The sequence below is a fragment of the Dactylosporangium sp. McL0621 genome, assembly GCF_049995355.1.
GTDB lineage: Bacteria > Actinomycetota > Actinomycetes > Mycobacteriales > Micromonosporaceae > Dactylosporangium.
Window position 1 is genome coordinate 12,536,513 of sequence record NZ_CP188259.1, and the last position, 19,043, is coordinate 12,555,555.

24 protein-coding genes are annotated in these 19,043 nt (G+C 71.0%); 9 read left to right on the forward strand and 15 right to left on the reverse strand.

The annotated features are described in order from the left end of the window. Positions 1-40: 40 nt before the first annotated feature. Complete coding sequence (locus tag ACPPVO_RS59545) at positions 41-1,459, forward strand: hypothetical protein (protein WP_426508776.1); 1,419 nt, start codon at positions 41-43, stop codon at positions 1,457-1,459. A gap of 27 nt (positions 1,460-1,486) precedes the next feature. Here ACPPVO_RS59545 and ACPPVO_RS59550 read toward each other — a convergent pair whose 3' ends face one another. Both ACPPVO_RS59550 and ACPPVO_RS59555 read right to left on the reverse strand, forming a co-directional pair. Beyond that, positions 1,487-1,735: a hypothetical protein gene (locus tag ACPPVO_RS59550; RefSeq protein ID WP_426508778.1), complete on the reverse strand. Its 249-nt coding sequence runs from the start codon at positions 1,733-1,735 to the stop codon at positions 1,487-1,489. 80 nt (positions 1,736-1,815) lie between these two features. Further along, positions 1,816-3,171 carry an ABC transporter substrate-binding protein gene (locus ACPPVO_RS59555; protein WP_426508780.1) on the reverse strand — a complete coding sequence of 452 codons (1,356 nt, stop codon included), beginning with the start codon at positions 3,169-3,171 and terminating at the stop codon, positions 1,816-1,818. A 91-nt stretch (positions 3,172-3,262) separates the two neighbouring features. On the opposite strand from ACPPVO_RS59555, the gene ACPPVO_RS59560 reads away from it, so the two are divergent. Together ACPPVO_RS59560 and ACPPVO_RS59565 are read left to right on the forward strand one after the other, a co-directional pair. Beyond that, positions 3,263-3,688: a hotdog fold thioesterase gene (locus ACPPVO_RS59560; protein ID WP_426508782.1), complete on the forward strand. Its 426-nt coding sequence runs from the start codon at positions 3,263-3,265 to the stop codon at positions 3,686-3,688. Positions 3,689-3,756: 68 nt separating this feature from the next. After that, positions 3,757-4,149: a hypothetical protein gene (locus tag ACPPVO_RS59565; protein WP_426508784.1), complete on the forward strand. Its 393-nt coding sequence runs from the start codon at positions 3,757-3,759 to the stop codon at positions 4,147-4,149. A gap of 4 nt (positions 4,150-4,153) precedes the next feature. Here ACPPVO_RS59565 and ACPPVO_RS59570 read toward each other — a convergent pair whose 3' ends face one another. Beyond that, a complete protein-coding gene (locus tag ACPPVO_RS59570) occupies positions 4,154-5,365 on the reverse strand; it encodes an ABC transporter substrate-binding protein (RefSeq protein WP_426508786.1) in 1,212 nt (403 codons plus the stop codon). Between the two features lie 110 nt (positions 5,366-5,475). After that, on the reverse strand, positions 5,476-6,294 hold the full coding sequence (locus tag ACPPVO_RS59575) for an alpha/beta hydrolase family protein (RefSeq protein WP_426508787.1): 819 nt from the start codon (positions 6,292-6,294) through the stop codon (positions 5,476-5,478). Between the two features lie 95 nt (positions 6,295-6,389). On the opposite strand from ACPPVO_RS59575, the gene ACPPVO_RS59580 reads away from it, so the two are divergent. Beyond that, on the forward strand, positions 6,390-6,929 hold the full coding sequence (locus ACPPVO_RS59580; RefSeq protein ID WP_426508789.1) for a bacterial proteasome activator family protein: 540 nt from the start codon (positions 6,390-6,392) through the stop codon (positions 6,927-6,929). A 243-nt stretch (positions 6,930-7,172) separates the two neighbouring features. On the opposite strand, the gene ACPPVO_RS59585 is transcribed toward ACPPVO_RS59580, so the two are convergent. The 4 genes from ACPPVO_RS59585 to ACPPVO_RS59600 all read right to left on the reverse strand — a co-directional run bounded on the left by ACPPVO_RS59585 (position 7,173) and on the right by ACPPVO_RS59600 (position 10,034). Then, on the reverse strand, positions 7,173-7,973 hold the full coding sequence (locus ACPPVO_RS59585) for an HAD family hydrolase (protein ID WP_426508790.1): 801 nt from the start codon (positions 7,971-7,973) through the stop codon (positions 7,173-7,175). Continuing rightward, on the reverse strand, positions 7,970-8,788 hold the full coding sequence (locus ACPPVO_RS59590) for an HAD family hydrolase (RefSeq protein ID WP_426508791.1): 819 nt from the start codon (positions 8,786-8,788) through the stop codon (positions 7,970-7,972). The genes ACPPVO_RS59585 and ACPPVO_RS59590 overlap by 4 nt, the downstream gene beginning before the upstream one ends. Before the next feature lie 93 nt (positions 8,789-8,881). Next, on the reverse strand, positions 8,882-9,547 hold the full coding sequence (locus ACPPVO_RS59595; RefSeq protein ID WP_426508793.1) for a hypothetical protein: 666 nt from the start codon (positions 9,545-9,547) through the stop codon (positions 8,882-8,884). Further along, entirely contained in the window at positions 9,540-10,034 is a 495-nt protein-coding gene (locus tag ACPPVO_RS59600) for a hypothetical protein (RefSeq protein WP_426508795.1), read from the reverse strand. Before ACPPVO_RS59600 ends, ACPPVO_RS59595 begins: the two co-directional genes overlap by 8 nt. Before the next feature lie 68 nt (positions 10,035-10,102). On the opposite strand from ACPPVO_RS59600, the gene ACPPVO_RS59605 reads away from it, so the two are divergent. From ACPPVO_RS59605 to ACPPVO_RS59620, 4 genes are all read left to right on the forward strand, one after another. Further along, positions 10,103-10,528: an OsmC family protein gene (locus tag ACPPVO_RS59605; protein ID WP_360368466.1), complete on the forward strand. Its 426-nt coding sequence runs from the start codon at positions 10,103-10,105 to the stop codon at positions 10,526-10,528. Positions 10,529-10,581: 53 nt separating this feature from the next. Then, positions 10,582-10,935, forward strand: a complete 354-nt coding sequence (locus ACPPVO_RS59610; protein WP_426508797.1) for a metallopeptidase family protein — start codon at positions 10,582-10,584, stop codon at positions 10,933-10,935. Positions 10,936-11,031: 96 nt separating this feature from the next. Further along, the gene (locus tag ACPPVO_RS59615; protein ID WP_426508799.1) at positions 11,032-11,760 is read left to right on the forward strand and encodes an AIM24 family protein; all 729 of its coding nucleotides are present in this window, start codon (positions 11,032-11,034) and stop codon (positions 11,758-11,760) included. Positions 11,761-12,112: 352 nt separating this feature from the next. Beyond that, a complete protein-coding gene (locus ACPPVO_RS59620; protein ID WP_360368460.1) occupies positions 12,113-12,826 on the forward strand; it encodes an AIM24 family protein in 714 nt (237 codons plus the stop codon). A gap of 63 nt (positions 12,827-12,889) precedes the next feature. Here ACPPVO_RS59620 and pheA read toward each other — a convergent pair whose 3' ends face one another. The 5 genes from pheA to ACPPVO_RS59645 form a co-directional block, all read right to left on the reverse strand. Further along, positions 12,890-13,834: a prephenate dehydratase gene (gene pheA / locus ACPPVO_RS59625; protein WP_426508802.1), complete on the reverse strand. Its 945-nt coding sequence runs from the start codon at positions 13,832-13,834 to the stop codon at positions 12,890-12,892. Between the two features lie 24 nt (positions 13,835-13,858). Further along, entirely contained in the window at positions 13,859-14,371 is a 513-nt protein-coding gene (locus tag ACPPVO_RS59630) for a hypothetical protein (RefSeq protein ID WP_426508804.1), read from the reverse strand. Between the two features lie 36 nt (positions 14,372-14,407). Next, complete coding sequence (locus tag ACPPVO_RS59635; protein WP_426508805.1) at positions 14,408-14,800, reverse strand: ACT domain-containing protein; 393 nt, start codon at positions 14,798-14,800, stop codon at positions 14,408-14,410. 117 nt (positions 14,801-14,917) lie between these two features. After that, positions 14,918-15,346: a hypothetical protein gene (locus tag ACPPVO_RS59640; RefSeq protein ID WP_426508806.1), complete on the reverse strand. Its 429-nt coding sequence runs from the start codon at positions 15,344-15,346 to the stop codon at positions 14,918-14,920. 118 nt (positions 15,347-15,464) lie between these two features. Beyond that, positions 15,465-16,166, reverse strand: a complete 702-nt coding sequence (locus tag ACPPVO_RS59645) for a hypothetical protein (protein ID WP_426508807.1) — start codon at positions 16,164-16,166, stop codon at positions 15,465-15,467. Between the two features lie 192 nt (positions 16,167-16,358). Here ACPPVO_RS59645 and ACPPVO_RS59650 point away from each other — a divergent pair, with 192 nt between their 5' ends. Beyond that, a complete protein-coding gene (locus ACPPVO_RS59650; RefSeq protein WP_426508808.1) occupies positions 16,359-17,531 on the forward strand; it encodes an arginine deiminase in 1,173 nt (390 codons plus the stop codon). A 102-nt stretch (positions 17,532-17,633) separates the two neighbouring features. On the opposite strand, the gene ACPPVO_RS59655 is transcribed toward ACPPVO_RS59650, so the two are convergent. Together ACPPVO_RS59655 and ACPPVO_RS59660 are read right to left on the reverse strand one after the other, a co-directional pair. After that, entirely contained in the window at positions 17,634-18,518 is an 885-nt protein-coding gene (locus ACPPVO_RS59655; protein ID WP_426508810.1) for a DUF5926 family protein, read from the reverse strand. A 119-nt stretch (positions 18,519-18,637) separates the two neighbouring features. Continuing rightward, positions 18,638-19,039, reverse strand: a complete 402-nt coding sequence (locus ACPPVO_RS59660; protein ID WP_360368437.1) for an ATP-binding protein — start codon at positions 19,037-19,039, stop codon at positions 18,638-18,640. Positions 19,040-19,043 lie beyond the last annotated feature (4 nt).

Sequence of the window (19,043 nt, forward strand, 5' to 3'; positions counted from 1 at the left end):
GCGGAGGATGTGGTTCCGCTCTTCGACGTCGGTAGGTGCCGTGACGATCCCCCAGCCGATCGCTGCCCCCGTCCCGCAGCAGCGACCGCCGGACGAGCGCACCCCCTCCGTCTACGGTGGCGGCGTCCCCAGCCCGTGGTACCCCGCCCTCCAGCTCCCGCCCACGCCCGGCCGCAGCATCCTCTGGCCCCTGCTCACCGCGCTCCTCGTGGCCGCCATGCTCGTCACGTTCGCCGGGTGCGGGGCCGCCGCCTGGATGTTGCGCGGGCACGGGAATGCGCCCGACGCCGTCGCGTGGGTCGGTGGGGCGCCCGCGGCCGTCGACAAGGTGCTCGCGCGGCGGGCCGAGGCCGTTCAGCGCAAGGACGTCGGCGAGTGGATGGGGGACGTCGACCCGAGTGACGCCGTGTTCGTGCAGCGGCAGCGGCAGGAGTTCGAGAACCTGACCAAGCTGCCGTTCGCCGAGATCGGGTTCGAGCGCGCCGAGCAGCCCGCCGGGAAGATGGCGGCCTTCCTGCCGCCGGGGCTGTTCGAGCGGTACCACGCCGCCGTCACCGTGGTGCCCGTCGTCGTCCGGCACCGGATCGAGGGGGTCGACAGCAAGCCCGTCGCCACGCCGTGGCTCGCCGTGTTCGGGTTCGTGAAGGGGCGCTGGCTCATCGCCGGTGACGGTGGCGGGAAGGAGCTGCCCACGGGCGAGGCCGGGCAGCCCTGGGACGCGTCCGGGGCGATCACCGTCGTGCGCAGCCAGCGGGTCGTGGCGGTGCTCTCGGCCGGCGCGGCCGACAAGGGGCAGGGGCTGCTCGACCTGGCCGAGACGGCGCTGCAGCAGGTGGCGGCGGTGCGGCCGGGCGGGTGGGACGGCAAGGTGCTCATCACCGCGGTCGCCGACCGGCAGATCTTCGACACGTACTTCGCCGAGTCGCAGGACCGCGTCGCGCAGGTCGCGGCGATCGCGGTGCCGTACTACTCGGCGGTGGCGGAGTGGGCGAACCGGCCCGCGTACGCGACCACCCGCATCGTGTTCAACCCGAGCGAGCTCACCGCCGAACGGGCCGAGCTCCAGCACGACCTGACCCACGAGTTCACGCACGCCGCCATGGGGCCGGTCACCGGGCCGTACACGCCGCGCTGGGTGGTGGAGGGCTTCGCGGAGTACGTCGCCTACAGGGACGGCCGGTTCAACGCCGCCGGGATTCGGCAGGCGCTCGGGGACCTGGCGGTCACCACGTTCCCGGACGACAAGCAGTTCTACGAGGAGTCGCGCAACTACGTCAGCGGCTGGCTCGCGTGCCGGATGATCGCCGAGAAGTACGGCCCGGACAAGCTCATCGCCTTCTACGAGGGCTTCCAGCGCATGTCCGAGGTGGAGTCGGTGTCCCGCGCGGTGCTCGGCGTGGGGCGGGCCCAGCTCGAACAGCAGTGGCGCGACTACGTGGAACAACAGCGGCGCGGGTAGTCACCCGCGCCGCCAGGTCCGGTCAGCTCAGAGCGACGCCGGGGGCATGCCGCCGTCGCCGTCGACGACCGCTTCGGGGGTGCCGTCCTGGTCGAGGTCGCTCATCGTGATGTCGACCTTGCCATCGCCGTCGGTGTCGAACTGGAACAGGTCCGCCTTGCCGTCCCCGTCGGTGTCGACCGCCCAGAGGTCGGGCTTGCCGTCGTTGTTCGTGTCGCCGACGAGAAGCTCCACGCGCTCATCGCCACGGGTCTCGACGGTCTCGTTGTCGGTCATCTGGTGGGTCCTCTCACCTGACTAAGGGGCAATCGGGTTCACGGTAGGCCTTGGCTCCGCAACGCGCGAGCCCAGGACGGTCAGACCTTGACGCCCGAGGTCACGAGCGACTTGATCGCCATCGCGGACTCGTCGAAGCCGATCACCAGGATGCCGGTCGCCCCGAAGCTCTTGATGTCCCCGGCGATCGGGTCGAAGAGCTTCGGACCCTCGGCCTTCTCGTACTTGTCCTTGGCCTCGTACTTCTTGACGAGAATGTTCTCGGGCCGGATGCCCGCGGACTGCAGGTCGGCCTTCACACCCTCGGCCAGGCCGCTGCCGTAGTTGTCGTCGCGGGCGATGATCGCGACCTTGGTGTGCCCGTCGCGCATGATGATGTCCGCGACGGCCTTGGCCTGCAGGGTGTCCGGCGGCGAGGTGCGGAAGAAGAAGCCCTTGTCGTCGACCTTGGTCAGCGCGTCCGACGTCGCGGACGGCGAGATCATCACCCGGCCGGCCAGCGCGACCTGCGGAATCACGGCCGCGCTGACGCCCGAGGCGCCCGCGCCGATGATCACCGCGACGCCCTGGGCGATGAACTGCGCGGTGGTCGCCTTGGCAACTTCCGGATTGGTACCGTCGTCGCCCTCCACGACCTGCACCGGCTGGCCGAGCACGCCGCCGGCCTCGTTGATCTCCTTGATCGCGAGCTTGGCCGCGGCGAACATGGGCGGGCCCTGGAACGCGAGCGCGCCCGTTTTCGGCAGCAACAGGCCGTACTTCAGCGGCGGTTTCTGGTTCTTGTTCCCACCCGGCGTCGTGGCGGCGGGCGGCGGGGTCTTGTCCTCGGCGGCCTGGTCGCCGGCGCCCACGAACTCGGTCTTGGCGTCGTCGATCTTGTTGCTGGTGCCGAAGTTGAGCACGCCGTACATCGCCGCGGACGGCTCGCCGACGGTCGTGAAGCCGCTGCTGCGCATGGAGATGCCGCGGTACTTGAAGTCCTTGCCCGACTTCGCGGCGGTCAGGCACGCGGCCGGCCCGTCGCAGGTGTTCTCGCCGGTCGTGACGCCGACGATCTGCTTGGCGATGACGGCCGGATCTGAGGACTTGCCCGCCTCGGCGGCCAGCGCGGCGATGACGACGGCGTCGTAGGACTCGCCCGCGTAGTTGAAGTCGGTGAGCGTCGGGTCCACGCTCTTGACCCGGCGCTTGAAGTCGTCGCTGAGCGGGGTCAGCGGCGTCGTACCTTTCATGCCGTTCAGGACCGCCGGGGAGTCCTTGAGCGCGTCGCCGAACGAGTTGGCCATGTTGCCGTCGGTGCCGTACAGCCGGATGTCGGCCGCGGGCACAGACCCGTCATCTTTCGTGCCGGAGGTGCAGCCGGATGCGGCGAGCAACACTCCAATCGCCGTGATCGCTCCCACGATGGCGGTGGCCGACCGTGCGCGCATGGGCATCTCCTCCCCAAAGGCCTCCCCAAAGGGGCCGTGCGCACCTTAGCGCGGGCGTCGGCCGGATTTCAGCGGGGGCGCGGGTACGCTCCCCGGTATGGCTGATCAAGAATCCCAGGCTCCGAGCCAGACGGCGGGCGGCCTTTCGATGGAGGGCCACCTGCCCGAGCGGATGGGGATCGTGATCCTTGAGGCGTCGCCCGAGCGGGTCGTGGCGACCATGCCGGTCGACGGGAATACCCAGCCGTACGGTCTGCTCCACGGTGGCGCCTCGGTCGTGCTCGCCGAGACGCTCGGCTCGATCGGGGCGGCCCTGCACGCCGGCCGCCTGTACAACGGGATCGCGGTCGGCATCGAGGTGAACGCGACCCACCACAAGTCCGCCAAGAGCGGGCTGGTGACCGGCGTGGCCACGCCGCTGCGGCTCGGGGGCCTGATCGCGAGCTACGAGATCGTCGTGACGGACGAGGACGGCGAGCGCGTCTGCACCGCCCGGCTCACGTGCGCGCTCCGGCGGGGATGAGCCGCGAGTCACCGCGGCAATACCAAGGAGTGACGGCGGGGCTTGACCGCGCGACATACGGTTGCGGCGTGGATGACCCGGGAGACGAGACATATCAGGACGCCGCCCAGGTCCTGGCCTCAGCACTCGCGGGCGACGAGGACGCGGTGGCCCACACCTTCGACTCGGTGGTGGACCGGCGCGGCATGGGCGCCGCGTACGACGTCGCGTGGCGCCTGGCCGGCGAGATGGTGGGCGAGAACCTGGCCCGCGGGCCCTGGCGGCTGGACTTCCCGGACATCGACGACGCCAACTACGACAAGCGCTGGGTGGCGCGGTTCGTCAGCGCGTACGTCAACGAGGACGTCCCGAGCGCCACGGCGCTGTTCACCGTGGCGCTGGTCGACGGCAAGCTGCCCGAGTGCCTGCTCACGCTGGCCGGCTCGGCGGTGGCGACGCTGAAGCGCCGCGGGGCCGCGTGAGCCATCAGCCGCGGGTCGAGAGCTCGGCGGTCAGCACGTTGGACAGCACGGCGCCGTCGTTGCGCACCTGACGCAGGTACCACCGCTGCAGTGGCGTGCGGGTCTGGGTGAACTGCCAGCCGCCCCGGGGGCTGTCGATCTGGCCCAGGCGCCCGATGGCCGCGTTGAGCTGGAACGAGTCGAGGTTCCGGGTCGCGTCCGTGATCGCCTTGTCCAGCACCGCGGCCGCGTCGTACGACGACATCGCGAACGTCGACGGCACCGTGCCGAACGCCTTCTGGTAGTCGGCGATGAACCGGCGGTTGGCCACGTTGTCCAGGTCGGGCGAGTAGTTCAGCGCCGTGTAGATGTCGCGCGCGGAGTCGCCCTGCTGCTTGAGCACGTAGCCCTCGGTGAGGCTGCCGGTGCCGAAGAGCTTGAAGTCGGCCGGGAAGTGCATGTTGCGGTACTGCTTGACGAACTCGATCGCCGAGGCGCCGCTGAACAGCGCGTACATGGCCTTCGCGCCGGACTGCTTCACGCCGTTGAGCATGGCGGTGAAGTCCTTGCTGCCGTACCCGACCGTGCGCGCCTGCCCCGCGATCGTGCCCCCGGCGCTCTTGTACGTCTCCACGAAGCTGGCGACGTCATCGTCGTCGCCCCCGGGGCCGGTCTGCCCGCAGATGGCGAGGCTGCCGCCGGCGTTGCCCGCGGCCCACCGGGCGATCGCGGTGCCGGGCTCGTCGGAGACGAACGAAGTGCGCCAGATGTACTTCGGGCCGAGCGTCTGCAGCGCCTTGGGCGACGCGTTGGAGCCGATGAGTGGGATCTTCGCGTCCTCGATGTCCTGGCGCAGGGCCAGCATCGCCGCGGGGTTGGCCACCCCGGTGAGCGCGAGGACCTTGTCCTCCTTGATGAGCTTGGTCGCCGCGGCCTTGCCGCTGTCGGCGGTCTCGCCCTCGTCGGCCTTGACGACCGTGACCTGCCGGCCGCCGAGCTTGCCGTCGTGCAGCTGGAGGTAAAGGCTGAAGCCGTTGTCGAGCTCGTTGCCGAAGTCCTTGAACATGCCGGTCTGCGGAACGATCATGCCGATCTTGATCGGCGGACCGCTCGGCACCGCGGTGCTGTCGGTCGAGTCGTCGGAGCTGCTACAGGCGGACAGGAGCGGCGCGGCCATGCCCGCCGCACCCGCGGCCGCGAAGAGCCGGAGCGCCTGGCGGCGGTTCAGGTGGGACACGTGCGTTTCCTCCCCGGGACCCCGCGCTACGCGGGCGTCGACTGCCCGCGCTCCTCGCGAGCCACGAGCCTACAACCCACGGTGCGTTCTACCGCCATCGCGCCGGACAGTCAATCGGCGTCGGCGGTCTCGCCCCTGGTCAGTGTGCCGAATGCGGCCAGCACCGCGGGCCAGGCCGCGGACCTGGGATCGATGAGCCCGAAGTGCTCGACGTCCGCGAGCTCGATCAGGGTGGTGTCGTCGCCGGCCCGGCGCGCGGACCGGCAGTAGTCGCGCGACAACGCCACGGGCACGATCTCGTCGAGTTCGCCGTGCACGAGCACGGTGCGTACGCCCGAGGGCAGGTTCCGCATCGGGTCCGCCGACCTGTACGCGTCGGGCACCGCGTCGGGCGACCCGCCCAGCAGATCGGCGACGGCCCCCGCGTCGAGATCGAGCTCGTACGCGCGTGTGAGGTCGGCCACCGGGGCCAGCGCCACCACGCCGCCGACGGCGTCGGGGGCGACGGAGGCGTACCACAGCGCGAGGTGCCCACCGGCCGAATGGCCGGCGAGGATCGGCCGGTCGACCGACACGGGCAGCAGCCCCCGGTGCGCGACCTCCTTGGCCAGTTGGTCCGGCACCGCCACCGCCGCCGCGGCCACGTCGGAGAACGTGCCGGGCCAGCCGCCGCCGGGCTGCCCGGTGCGCCGGAACTCGAGCGTCGCAACGGCGTAGCCGCGCGCGGCGAGGTCGGCGGCGAGCGGCCCGGCGTGCGCCCGATCCCACTCGTGCCGCCAGAAGCCGCCGTGCAGGAAAAGAACGAGCGGCGCATCCGGTACCGCGGGAAGCCGCACATCCGCAATGTGATCCGGGTGCTCGCCGTAGCGCAGCGTGAAGTCCGGCGGCGGAGCCGGACGGTTCAGGACATCCCGGGGATCACTCGTCACCGGGAGACGTTATCGCGTCACGAAGGGTGGCAACAGGGGCCGGAACGGCACCCCTTCGTGGTTGCGGGGAGGGGGCGTGGGTAAGACTTGGTGCCATGGCAGAAGAGGCGCAGGACGAGTCTCGCACCGTGCTGGTGGTCGGCCCCGACGGGCGGCCGCTGGGCACGATGTCCACCGGCGAGGACGACAACGCGGAAGACCCGAGCAAGCTGATCGAGCAGCCGGCCAAGGTGATGCGCATCGGCAGCATGATCAAGCAGCTGCTCGAGGAGGTCCGCGCCGCGCCGCTGGACGAGGCCGGCCGGCAGCGGCTCAAGGAGATCCACCGCCGCTCGATCACCGAGCTGGAGGACGGCCTGGCCACGGAGCTGCGCGACGAGCTGGAGCGGCTGTCGCTGCCGTTCGACGAGGACGCCACCCCGAGCGAGGCGGAGCTGCGTATCGCGCAGGCCCAGCTCGTGGGCTGGCTGGAGGGCCTCTTCCACGGCATCCAGGCCGCGCTGGTCGCCCAGCAGATGGCGGCCCGCGTGCAGCTCGAGCAGATGCGCGGGCGGCCGGCCCTGCCGGGCCCGCTGGGCAACGCCCCGGGCCAGCCGGGCGCCCCGTCGCCGTCGGGCACGGGCCAGTACCTGTAAGTCGTCGTCATTTTTCGCGGGCCCGACCATTTCGGTCGGGCCCGCTTTGCTCGCGCTGTGGAAACGCTATGTCGGGCGCTCCGCGCCGCGACATAGCGGATTTTTCGCCCGTCGGGTCATATATCCGGTCTGGGGAAAGCGCGAAGAAAGTCGGACATTCCCGAAAGGCAACGGGAGGCGGCATCTGGGGCCGACCGGATCGCGAATGCATCGACGCCCGGGAGTCCGCGGGCGGGCGCGCGGTCAGAAACCGAAAACCCGCTCCAGGTACTCGGCCACGCCATCGTCCTCGTTGCTGTGCTTCGTCACGTCGGAGGCCGCCGCACGCACCGCCGGGTGGCCGTTCGCCATCGCGACCCCGCGGCCGGCCCACGTCAGCATCGGCAGGTCGTTGGGCATGTCGCCGAACGCGATCACCTCCGCCGCGTCCACGGCGTGGGTGCGCGCCACCAGCGCGAGGGCCGACGCCTTCGTCACCCCCGCGGCCGAGACCTCCACCATCCCGCTCGACGACGAGTTCGTCGCCTCCGCGAGGCCGGTCAGGCACGCGCCGACGCGGGCCGTGAACTCGTCCGGCGACTGCACGCCCGCACGGACCAGCAGCTTGGCGGCGGGCCGGGTCAGGATCTCCTCCAGCGGCGCCGGCCCCACCGACTCGTGGTCCGCCTCCCACGGGCCGACCGGGAAGTCGGGCTCGTGGCGCATCTGCCGGCCCCCGTCGCGCTCGACGGCGAAGACCACCCCGGGCACCTCGGCGCGCAGCCGGGTGCAGACCTCGGCCAGGATGTCGGCCTCCAGCGGCGCGCTGTGCACGATGGTGTCGGTGCCGGGGTCGTAGGTCGCGGCCCCGTTGGCGCAGATCGCCAGGGCAGGGATGCCCAGCTGGGAGTACACCGGAAAGATCCAGCGGATCGGGCGCCCCGTGACCAGGACGATCACGACGTCGGAGTCGTGCAGGCGCCGGAACACCGCGATCGTGCGCGGGCTCACCGTGCGATCGTTGCGAACCAGGGTCCCGTCGAGATCGGTCGCAACGAGTTTCACAGCTTCAACATAGCGTCGAGGTAGGCCGCCACGCCGTCCTCGTCGTTGGTGAGCGTCGTCTCGTCGGCCAGCGCGCGCAGCTGGGGGTGGGCGTTGGCGACGGCCACGCGGCCGAAGCCGGCCCAGCGGAACATCGGGATGTCGTTGGGCATGTCGCCGAAGACGAGCACGTCGCCGGGGTCGATGCCGAGCGCGGTGGCCACGACCATGAGGCCGGTGGCCTTGTCGACGCCGGGCGGGCAGATCTCGATGTACCCGAGGCCGGCCTGCGTCACCGTGGCCACGTCGGCCGGGATGACCCGCTGCGCGGTGGCCAGCAGGTCGTCGACGTCGCAGGCGGGGTGGCGCGCGAAGCCCTTGATCACGGGGCCGGTCAGGCACTCGGCGCGCACGCGGGCCTCGACGGCGTCGTAGCGCCAGTTCGGGTCGGCGTCGCCCCAGAGCGGGGCGTCGTGGTGGTCGCCGGCCTCGATGAGGACCGACAGCGGGCCGAGCTCCTGTTCCAGGCGGGCCAGCACGTCGGCGAGCACGGCGCCGTCGAGCCGCTCGTCGCGCAGGACGAGCGGGCGCTGCTGGTCGCGCATGTCCAGCACGCGGCTGCCGCCGCCCATGACCAGGAAGTCCGCGGCCGGGATGTCGTGGCGGACGAGCGCGGTGAGGCGGGGGCCGCGGCCCGTGGCGCCGACCACGTGGATACCGGCCGCTCTGACCCGCTCGAGGACCTCGTGCGTGTACGCGCTCACCGTCTCGTCACTGCGCACCAGCGTGCCGTCGAGGTCGGTCGCGATCAGCTTGGGCAAGCCCGAACCACGCATTTTTGCTGCTCCTTCCGCTGAAGCGGGGCAGCAACCGTACCTCTCGGATCCCGACCGGTGACAGGCTGCGAATAAAACTCGACCGAACGTTTACTAGAACGTCGGCGGTACAGGGGTCACCGTGAGCTCCATCGGCTCCCCGCCCTCGGCCTCGTCGGCGCCGCGGCGCACACGCAGGGGCTGGGGCCGCACGGCGACGACCAGCGCCGCGGCCAGCACCAGGGTGGCCGCGTAGCCCAGCAGGTACCCGGGCCCGGACTTCGACTGCGAGTTCGCCACGAGCAGGAACGAGAAGTCGCCGCTGCCCATGTGTTCGATGACACTCTTGAACCCGACCAGCACCAGCACGTTCGCGGCGAGCAGGCCGCCGGCGACCGCGGCCGAGACGCGGCGGGCCCCGCCCGAGTTCACCGCGAGGACGACCGCCAGCGCGGTCAGGGCGCCCGCGAGCGTGATGAGGTAGACGGTGACGTGGGCGGCGCTGAGGTACGTCAGCGGCACGTCGACCGAACGCTGCGCCGTCGAGTCCGGGGCGAGCACGAGCTCCTCGTCGGTCGTGGCCGAGCGGCTGCCGAGGCTGAACGAGCCCCAGGGCATGTACTGCGCCGACAGCGCCAGCCCGAACCCGATCGCCAGCAGCGCGAGCGCGAACACGTTCGGACGGCGCCGCGGCGACGACAACGCGGCCGCGGACGCCGCCGGAGGCTCGGCCGGGATGGGAGCGAGGATCTCCGGCATGAACGCGGGCTGCTCAGGCATGCCCCGCATCGTAGAGCCCGGACGGGTCGGCCGGGAGGCTCGCGCGCGCCCGTCCGATGGCGATCAAACCGCAGGCGAAGCCCAGTAGCGGCAGCGACAGGAGGCCGAGCCAGCCGCCCGCGGCGACCGCCGTGTCCGCGACCCGCCCGGCGGCGGGCGCCTTGCCGTCGAAGGTGGTGATCAGGCCGACGACCACGAAGGCGGTCACCAGCGACAGGATCGGCCCGGCCACCCCGGCGAGCTTGCGTCCCCGGTCGACGCCCATTGCGGCGGTACCCAGCAGCGCGAACAGTGAACAGAGGAACAACACGTACCAAAGACCGTGCGGCAGGTTCAGCACCGTGACGCTTTCCACGCGCGACTCGGCGCGCCGCCCGGAACCCGTCACGACCAGTTGCCGCATCCACGGTACGAAGATCGACGCACCGCCCCCGAGCAGGCCGAACAGCGCCATCCACCCGCCGATCTGCACCAGTTTGCGCCGCATCGACTTTGCTCCCCTCCGTGTGCCGGGCTCGTCCCACGAGGGACACGGAATGGGCTAGCGTCTGGTTCATGCCTACTCGCACTTCATCGGCCCGCTGGGAGGGCGACCTCCGCTCCGGCGCCGGCACGGTCTCCACCGGCTCGGGCACTTTCCAGGGCAACTACTCGTTCCCCTCTCGTTTCGAAGAGGGCAAGGGCACCAACCCCGAGGAGCTCATCGCCGCGGCGCACGCCGCCTGCTACTCGATGGCGCTCTCCAACGGCCTGGCCAAGGCCGGCTTCACGCCCACCTCGGTCGAGACGTCCGCGGCCGTGCAGTTCGGGCCGGTGGACGGCGGCTTCGCCATCACCCGCATCGATCTGACCACGCGCGGTGACGTGCCCGGCATCGACGCCGCCGAGTTCGAGAAGCAGGCGCAGGACGCCAAGGCCGGCTGCCCGATCTCGAAGGCGCTCGCCGCGGTCGACATCACCTTGGACGCGCAGCTCGTCTGACCGTTCACCAATCGTTGTTGAGAGGGTTCCCGTTTTCGGGGACCCTCTTTCGCATGCCGGTGCAGATGAGCAAGGAGCACTTCGAGGAACTCGTCGGGGAGGCCCTCGACGAGGTGCCCGAGGAGCTGCTCGACCTCATGGACAACGTGGTCATCCTGGTCGTCGACGACGCACCCCCGGAGGATCCGGACCTCCTGGGGCTCTACGAAGGGCACGCGCTCACCGAGCGTGGGTGGGACTACGCCGGCGTCCTGCCGGACCGGATCTCGATTTTCCGTAAACCGATCCTTGCCATCTGTGACGATGAGGACGACGTGGTGGAGGAGGTGGCGATCACCGTGGTACACGAGATCGCCCATCACTTCGGCATCTCCGACGAGCGGCTGCATGCCCTCGGCTGGGACTGACAACCGACGGAACCCTGGTGACCGATGGTCACGGTTGCGCCAACCATCTACCGTCACTGTGCGGTTCAAAGTACGTCTCGGAGAGGACTACCCACGATGCGCAGTGCGCTGTTTGCCGCCGAAAACATGGAGAAGGAGTCGCAACAGCCCGGGCTGCGGTTGCAGAACTCCAAGTTGCTCAAGGCCGAGCTCAACGGCGAGATCATGGCCCGTCAGGGCTCGATGGTCGCCTACCAGGGCCAGGTCCAGTTCCAGGCGCTCGGCTCGGGCGGCGTGGGCAAGTGGCTCAAGTCCAAGCTCACCGGCGAGGGTGTACCGCTGATGAAGTGCAGCGGCCGCGGAGACGTCTTCTTCGCCGACCGCGCCGCGGACGTACACCTCATCGACCTCGAGCAGGGCGACGCGATCTCGATCAACGGGTCGAACGTCCTCGCCTTCGAGTCGACGCTGCAGTACGACATCAAGATGGTCCAGGGCATGGGCATGATGTCCTCGGCGGGCCTGTTCAACTGCGTCTTCACCGGCCGCGGCCGGCTGGCGATCACGACCAAGGGCACCCCGGTCGTGCTCACCGTCGACCAGCCCACCTACGTCGACCCCCAGGCCGCGATCTGCTGGTCGGCGACCCTCCAGACCGGCTACCACCGCGCCGACCAGCTCGGCCTCGGCACGCTGATCGGCCGCAGCACCGGCGAGGCGTTCACGATGAGCTTCTCCGGCCAGGGCTTCGTGGTCGTGCAGCCGTCGGAGGAGCCCCCGCCCGGCGCCGCCCACGGCGCCCAGCAACAGCAGGGCGGCGTCCTCGGCGGCCTCCTCGGCGGCTGACCAAAGCAAAGGCAAGAAGCAAAAGGCAAAAGGAAGCAGGATCAGGTGCGGTCCGTGAAGGCCGCACCGGGGACGCTCCCGCCCCCCTCCCCACGGAAGGTGACCAACGTGTGGGAGGGGGCTTGGGTGGAGCGGAGCTCCCCCAATGGGGAGCGACCGAAGGGAGCGCGAAACACAGCGGGTTTGGGTGGAGCGGAGCTCCCCCAATGGGGAGCGACCGAAGGGAGCGCGAGCGACCGAAGGGAGCGCGAGCGACCGAAGGGAGCGCGAAACACAGCGGGTTTGGGTGGAGCGGAGCTCCCCCAATGGGGAGGGAGCGAAGCGACCGCGGGAAACAGCTACGCTGCGGGTCGTGCGAGGTGACATCTTCAAGGCCGACAATATGGCCCAGCCCCCAACCCAAGCAGGCATGAGCCTGCAGCACTCCAAGTGCGTCAAGTACGCCGTCAACGGCGAGGTCCTGGCCCGCCAGGGCGCAATGGTCGCGTTCCGTGGCAACCTCGGTTTCGAGGTCAAGAGCCAGGGCGTAGGCAACTTCCTCAAGCGCGCCGTCACCGGCGAGGGCGTGTCCCTGATGGCGGTGCGCGGCCAGGGCGAGGTCTGGTTCGCCTCCGGCGCGGCCGACTGCTTCATCCTGGACCTCGAGCCCAACGACGCCCTGTCGATCAACGGCCGCAACGTGCTGTGCTTCGACCCGTCGCTGCAGTACAACATCCAGATGGTCCGCGGCGCCGGCATGTTCGGCGGCGGCCTCTTCAACTGCGTCTTCACCGGCCAGGGCCGGCTCGCCATCGTCTCCGAGGGCGCGCCGATCGTGATCCCGGTGACCCCGCAGGCGCCGGTCTGCGTCGACACCGACGCCATCGTCGGCTGGTCGAGCAGCCTGCAGACCACCATCCAGAAGAACCAGAGCCTGAAGTCGATGCTGCGCGGCGGCTCGGGCGAGCTCTTCCAGCTGGCGCTGCAGGGCCAGGGCTTCGTGATCGTGCAGCCCAGCGAGGGCAAGCCGGCCCCGGCCCAGCAGAGCAGCGGCGGCGGCATCCTCGGCAGCGTCCTGAGCGGCTGACCCCAGCGTAAAGACGCCTCGCGCGGCGCCGCGTCCGAGAGGGCGCGGCGCCCACGCGGAGATTCAGGAAGTTTCACCCCGGCGCACGCGGGACAGCCACGACGCGGCGTCGGCGAAGTCGGCGTCCGAGAGCCCTGGGGCCGGGCGCGTCGGCGCGTCGCTGTGCGCGGCGCGCGGGTACGAACCCAGGAAGCGCACATCCGCGCAGATGCGGCGCAGCGCCTGGAGCGCCTCGCCCATCTGCAGATCCGCGACGTGCCCGCCGCAGTCGAGGAAGAAGACGTACCGCCCGAGCCGCTCCCCCGTCGGCCGCGACTCGATCCGGGTGAGGTTGATGCCCCGGACGGACAGCTCCGTGAGCACCTGCAGCAGCGCGCCGACGCGGTCGTGGGAGATGTACACCGCGAGCGTCGTCAGATCGTCCCCCGTCGGCGGGGGCGGCGGGCCGGGCCGGGCCACGAGCGCGAAGCGGGTCATGGCGTCGGGGTTGTCGGCGATGTCGTCGGCCAGGATGTGCAGCCGGTAGCGCTCGGCCCCGATCCGCGCGCACACCGCCGCGTCGAACTCGCCCTCGGCCGCCCCGATCGCGGCCGTCGCGTTGGACAGCACGTCGACCACCGTCGCGCCGGGCGCGTGGGTGCGCAGCCAGTCGCGGCACTGCGCCCCGGCCTGCGGGTGCGCGGCGATCGAGCGGATCCCGGGCAGCGGCCGGGCCTCGCGCGCGGCGAGCACGAACTGCACCGGCAGGACCACCTCGCGGGTGATCACCAGCGGCTCCCCGTTGGCCAGCTCGTCCAGGGTCACGCCGACCTGGCCGCCGATCGAGTTCTCCAGCGGTACGACGGCCGCGTCGGCGTCGCCGTTGCGCAGCGCGTCGAGGCACTCGGGGACGCTGCGGGCGGGGGTCAGGACGCCGCGCTCGGCGGCCGGAATGGTCTTGAGCGCCTGCTCGGAGAAGGTGCCCTCCGGGCCCAGGAACACAAACCGCGTCGGCGGTACACCAGGCATGTTGACCAGCCTAGTTAACGCCGTTCAGTTGCAGTCGACCGCACCGAGAAAGGCGATGGGGGCCGTCGCGCGCACCTCGACCGTGCAGGGGTCGGTGCCGACGGTCACGACGGTCAGCGACCCCGGGCTGCCCTTGGTGATCACACGCAGCGGCTCGCTGTCGGCCACGCTGAGCACGGTGTACTGCCACGAGCCCGAGCACACCGGCTCCTTCTGCACCGTCACGCCGTTGCCCGCGGGCAGGTTCGTGCGCACCCGGCGCACGGCCGCGAGGACCTGGGCGCCGCTCGGCCGGCCGTTGCAGTAGCTCACCTGCGACTCGGGGAAGCCCGTCGCGCTGGGGCTCGAGCTCGGCGAGGCGTAAGGGTCGGCGGGCGCGGTGGTGATCTCCGGGGTCGGCGGCAGCACCGGGATGAGCGGCTCCTGGCTGAGCAGACTCGGCTTCACCAGCGGCGGCGCGGTCTCGGTCTCGTGCTTGCAGGCGGTCAGCAGGAATCCAAGGCTGACGATCGCCAGTACGGCCGCCCCGGTTCGCATGCGCCCATCGTAGGAGGGTCGCTCCGGGGCCGGAAGTCAGGTCGTGACCCTATGGCCGGCGGCGCTGAGGGCGGCCAGGGCCTCGGCCAGCCGCACGGCCGGGACCAGCAGATAATCGGTGTCGTACGTCGAGAAGGCGAAGATGTTCACGCGCGCGTCGGCCAGCGGCGAGACGATCGAGGCAAGGATGCCCGTCAATGCCAGCTGCACCGGCCCGGCGACCCGCAGACAGCGCCAGGGCGTCTCGACGGTCGCGCCCGGCGGCACCCGCTCGGCCGGGCAGAGGATCGACACCTCTTCCGGCGTCCACGTCACCGAGATGACGCCGTCGCCGGCCATTGCGGCCTCGGCGAACCCCGCGGGCATGACGGACCCGGCCGGCAGGCGGCAGATCGCATAGTCGCCCGGGACGAGCGCAAGGTCCAACATGACAAGGAGATTACGGTCTGAACGCGCTCCGTGGCGATGTGCGTGACGACGGTTACTCCGTATTGACCGATTCGCACGCGATCGTGGTGATCAACGCTGTCGATCCATGGAGCGGGCTCAGTTGATCAGCGAGAAGAACGTCAGCGACCCCACCGTCTGGCCGTCCTCGGTCAGCGGCGTCGCGATCGCGTCGAAGGTGCGCGGCCCGTTGGCGCAGCGGATGCGGATCAGGCCGCGGGCGAGCCGGCTCGACGTCAGCGCCAGCACGGGGGGCATGCGGGCGACCTCGTTCTGCTCCAGCGGCTTGCCGTCGGCGAAGTCGAGTAGTTGCAGCACGCCGCCGTCGTCCTCGAGCAGGGGGCGGCTCACCGGCGACTCGGACAGGCCGAGCATCGCCTCGAACGACGCGGACATCGCCACCACGACCTGCTGGGCGTCGATCACCAGGCAGGCTTCGGCGGCGCCGTCCACGGTCGAGCCCCAGCGCTCCAGGCCCGGTTCGGCAGGGGGAAGGTCGGAGATGGAGAATTCGACGTGCTGCGGCACAGCGCCTCCTCAGGCACCGGTCGTGCGAATGCGAACACCCGGCGTGCAAGCCGCCGTCGGCCGACGTGAAGCCCGATCGTGAATCTTCATCGCATCGCGTCCGGCCACCTCGAAGAGGCTACTCCGAGTGACCCCGCTTGTCAGTGCCCACCTGCTCACCCTCGCGGTACCACCGGTAGCCCTCGGCCAGGTTGCCGTAGTCCGCCTGGAACCAGGTCGCGGGGTGCATGGCCAGCGTGAACACCTTGTCGACCGTGTCGGCCGCGAGCCGCTGGCCGCGGGCGTTGAGCACGCGCGGAAGCTCGTGGTACGCGGTGACCAGGCAGCCCTTGGGCACGCCGTAGAAGCTGATTTTTCCGCTACCCGCGAACGCGAGAACGGGCATCACGGGGATCGAGACGCCGGCGCTGCGGGAGAGCGCCTCGGCCGCGGCGCGCGCCTCGCGGCGAGCCTCCTCGACGTAGCGCGGCCGCTTGCCGTCGATCTGGACCACGTCGCCGGCGAACGCGACCCGGCTGCGCCCGTGGTCCTTGACCGTGACGGCGAAGACGCCGCCCGGCCCGACCGCGAGGAAGCCGGTGCGCTCGGCGCCGCCGAGCTCGCGCAGGTCCAGCACGTGCCACTCTTCGCCCAGGTGGCCGATGAGCGTGCCGATGCGACGGTAGGCGCGGCTGTGCGCCGCTTCCTCCCGGCGCGTCTCGCGCTCCGCCCTACGAGTACGAACCCAGTCGATGGGGGTCGGCCGGCCCGCGTCGACGATGACGCGATCTTCGAACCCTTCGGGCTGCGAATCTTGACCGCGGTACAGGACGTCGGTCATGTCGCACACCTCCGATGTCGCCGCTTCGGTTGCGTGTGTGTCCAAACACCGTACGTGAGCGGGCCCACAGTCGGCATCATTTAGTGGTCGGAATGACATGGAGTGACTGGGATGAATGCCACATTCACGACCGGTCATGAATTTCACATAGCGCCAACCAGACGATATCGGATCGACCGTTAAGGTGACCCCGTGAGTGTCGACACGGAGGTAGGACGCCTGGTCACGGTGCTGTTGCACCGTCCGGGTGCGGAGCTGGCGCGGCTCACGCCGCGCAACAACGACTCGCTGCTCTTCGATGGCATACCGTGGGTCGGCCGGGCCCAGGAAGAGCACGACGCGTTCGCCACGGCGCTGCGTTCACACGGCGTCGAGGTGCTTTACGTGGCGACGCTGCTCGCCGAGACCCTGACCATCGAGGCCGCCCGGTCCGAGGTGAGCGCGGCGGTCCTGGCCGACTACCGGCTCGGCGACACGCTGCGCGAGCACGTCGCGGCCCACCTGTCCGACCTCTCGCCGGCGCAGTTGGCCACCACCCTGATCGCCGGGCTCAGCCGGGCCGAGCTCGGGCTGGACGGGCGGCGGGCCGGCGTGGTCCACGCGCTCATGGCACCCGGCGAGTTCGTCATCGACCCGCTGCCCAACCTGCTCTTCACGCGGGACTCGTCGGTGTGGGTCGGCCCGCAGGTGGCGGTCACGAGCCTGGCGATGCACGCGCGCGGCCGCGAGACCACCCTCACGCACGCGATCTACCGGCACCATCCGCGTTTCGCCGGTACCCCGCTGCTGTACGACCCGTCCCTGGAGCACCTGGAGGGCGGCGACGTCCTCCTGCTCGCCCCGGGCGTGCTGGCGGTCGGCGTCGGCGAGCGGACGCGCCCGGCCGGCGCCGAGCGGCTCGCCCGGCGCTGCTTCGCCGCGGGGCTGGCCCACACCGTCCTGGTCGTACCCATCGCCCAGGAGCGGGCGACGATGCACCTCGACACCGTCTGCACCATGGTCGACGTGGACGCCGTCGTGATGTACCCGAACGTCGCCACCACCCTGCAGGCGTGGACGGTCACGGCCGAGACGTGCACCGGCCCGGCCCCGTTCCTCACCGCCGCGGCCTCCGCCATGGGCATCGACACGCTACGGGTGATCGACACCGGCCTCGACCCGGTGACGGCCGAGCGCGAGCAGTGGGACGACGGCAACAACACGCTCGCGATCGCCCCGCGGCTGTGCGTGGCCTACGAGCGCAACGTCGAGACCAACGCCCAGCTGGAGCGGCACGGCATCGAGGTCATCCGCATCTCCGGCTCCGAGCTGGGCTCCGGCCGGGGCGGACCGCGCTGCATGTCCGCCCCGATCCACCGCGCCTGAGCCCGGGCCGGGCCCGTCCGGACCGGGCGAAAGGCCCCCGTCCGGACCGGGCGAAACGCCCAGTCCGGCCGGGCCGAAAGCTCCGCCCGGCCGAGCCGAAACCTAGCGGAGCGGCTGCAGGCGCCCGATCAGGCCCTGCTTGGCCCGCCGCTCGGCCGCGGTCAGCGGCTCGGCGACCGCCAGGGCCTCCTGGTACCGCTTGCTGAACTCCGCCACCGGGTTCTCCCAGTGCTCGGCCTCGACCTCCAGCGGCAGGTCCCACACCGGCGCCAGCAGCCCGTGCGCGCGGAACATGCCCGCGAACTTGGTGTTGTCGCCCAGCAGCAGCCCGCCGCCGGCCGAGAGCCGCGACAGCGCGTCGAGGGCCCGGTCCTCGTCGTCGCCGAGCACCAGCCGCACGTGGGAGCGGTCGGTGACCTGGCACCAGTACGTGGCCGGGGCGGCGGCCAGCTTCACGGTCGGGAAGATGCTCGCGTTGGCCCGCTCGAGCGACGCGCGCACGTTCGGGTCGTCGGTGGCGTTCTCGTCGAGCCAGAAGTCGAAGCCGGTGTGTACCGCGATCTCCAGCGGCGCGTTCTCGATGACGTCCTGGAGGCGGTCGCCGACGCCGGGCAGGGCCGGGATGTCGACCGCCTGTCCGGAGGGCGTCTCCAGCGCGCACAGCAGGGCCACGGCGAGGTCGCGCGACACATCGCCGGACTGCACGTGCCGCTGCAGGCCGATGAGCACGCGCCCGTCGGGCTTGGTCATGGCCGGCCACGCCATCGGCAGGACGGTCGCGAGGGTGATCTGGCGGTCGCCGTACTTCTCGACGAAGGCGGGCGCCAGCTTCAGCGGCGCCGAAGCGGCGGGCACCAGCTCTCGCAGGGCGATCCACTCGGGCTCATCGGCCAGGCCCTCGAACGGGCGGCCGACGTACACGTCGCGGATCTTCTCGCGCTTCTCGCCGCCGGCGCGGCCACGGGGGGTCTTCGCACGCTTGCTCACGGCGACCCAGCCTAGGCCTTCACGCACCGCAACGGGCAGACACACCGACCACCGGCGCGTCAGTCACCCGGGCCAGTCCCACAAAACGGACATATGGGGCGAAGCCTGGAGCGTTGTCTCTACAGCGTCGCCCAGACGCACTGGCCGAGGCCGTCGCGCTCGACGCCCCAGCCGGTGGACAGGGCGGCCACGATGGTCAGGCCGCGGCCGTCGATGGCGTCAGGGGCGGCGACGCGCAGCTGGGGGCCGGCCGGGGAGCCGCCGTCGGTCACCCGGATCTCGATCGTGCCGTCGCCCAGCAGGCGCCAGGCGACCCGGATGACGTCTCCGGGCAGGGGTGCGCCGTGGCGTACCGCGTTGCCGACCAGCTCCGCGGCGATCGCGATCGCGTCGTCGAGCCGGTCCGCGGTGATCAGGGCGTCGAGCTCGTCGGCGAGGCGGTGGCGGGCGACGTGGGCGCCACGGGCGTGGTGGGGCACCACGACACACCAGGCGCGCGGTTCCGCGACGGTTGTGGACACGCTC

Excerpts from the sequence above, each read along its gene's own strand:
- ACPPVO_RS59550 (WP_426508778.1), bottom strand. The coding sequence starts at position 1,735 with ATGACCGACAACGAGACCGTCGAGACCCGTGGCGATGAGCGCGTGGAG.
- ACPPVO_RS59555 (WP_426508780.1), bottom strand. The coding sequence starts at position 3,171 with ATGCCCATGCGCGCACGGTCGGCCACCGCCATCGTGGGAGCGATCACG.
- ACPPVO_RS59560 (WP_426508782.1), top strand. The coding sequence starts at position 3,263 with ATGGCTGATCAAGAATCCCAGGCTCCGAGCCAGACGGCGGGCGGCCTT.
- ACPPVO_RS59580 (WP_426508789.1), top strand. The coding sequence starts at position 6,390 with ATGGCAGAAGAGGCGCAGGACGAGTCTCGCACCGTGCTGGTGGTCGGC.
- ACPPVO_RS59590 (WP_426508791.1), bottom strand. The coding sequence starts at position 8,788 with ATGCGTGGTTCGGGCTTGCCCAAGCTGATCGCGACCGACCTCGACGGC.
- ACPPVO_RS59595 (WP_426508793.1), bottom strand. The coding sequence starts at position 9,547 with ATGCCTGAGCAGCCCGCGTTCATGCCGGAGATCCTCGCTCCCATCCCG.
- ACPPVO_RS59600 (WP_426508795.1), bottom strand. The coding sequence starts at position 10,034 with ATGCGGCGCAAACTGGTGCAGATCGGCGGGTGGATGGCGCTGTTCGGC.
- ACPPVO_RS59605 (WP_360368466.1), top strand. The coding sequence starts at position 10,103 with ATGCCTACTCGCACTTCATCGGCCCGCTGGGAGGGCGACCTCCGCTCC.
- ACPPVO_RS59610 (WP_426508797.1), top strand. The coding sequence starts at position 10,582 with ATGCCGGTGCAGATGAGCAAGGAGCACTTCGAGGAACTCGTCGGGGAG.
- ACPPVO_RS59615 (WP_426508799.1), top strand. The coding sequence starts at position 11,032 with ATGCGCAGTGCGCTGTTTGCCGCCGAAAACATGGAGAAGGAGTCGCAA.
- pheA (WP_426508802.1), bottom strand. The coding sequence starts at position 13,834 with ATGCCTGGTGTACCGCCGACGCGGTTTGTGTTCCTGGGCCCGGAGGGC.
- ACPPVO_RS59630 (WP_426508804.1), bottom strand. The coding sequence starts at position 14,371 with ATGCGAACCGGGGCGGCCGTACTGGCGATCGTCAGCCTTGGATTCCTG.
- ACPPVO_RS59635 (WP_426508805.1), bottom strand. The coding sequence starts at position 14,800 with ATGTTGGACCTTGCGCTCGTCCCGGGCGACTATGCGATCTGCCGCCTG.
- ACPPVO_RS59645 (WP_426508807.1), bottom strand. The coding sequence starts at position 16,166 with ATGACCGACGTCCTGTACCGCGGTCAAGATTCGCAGCCCGAAGGGTTC.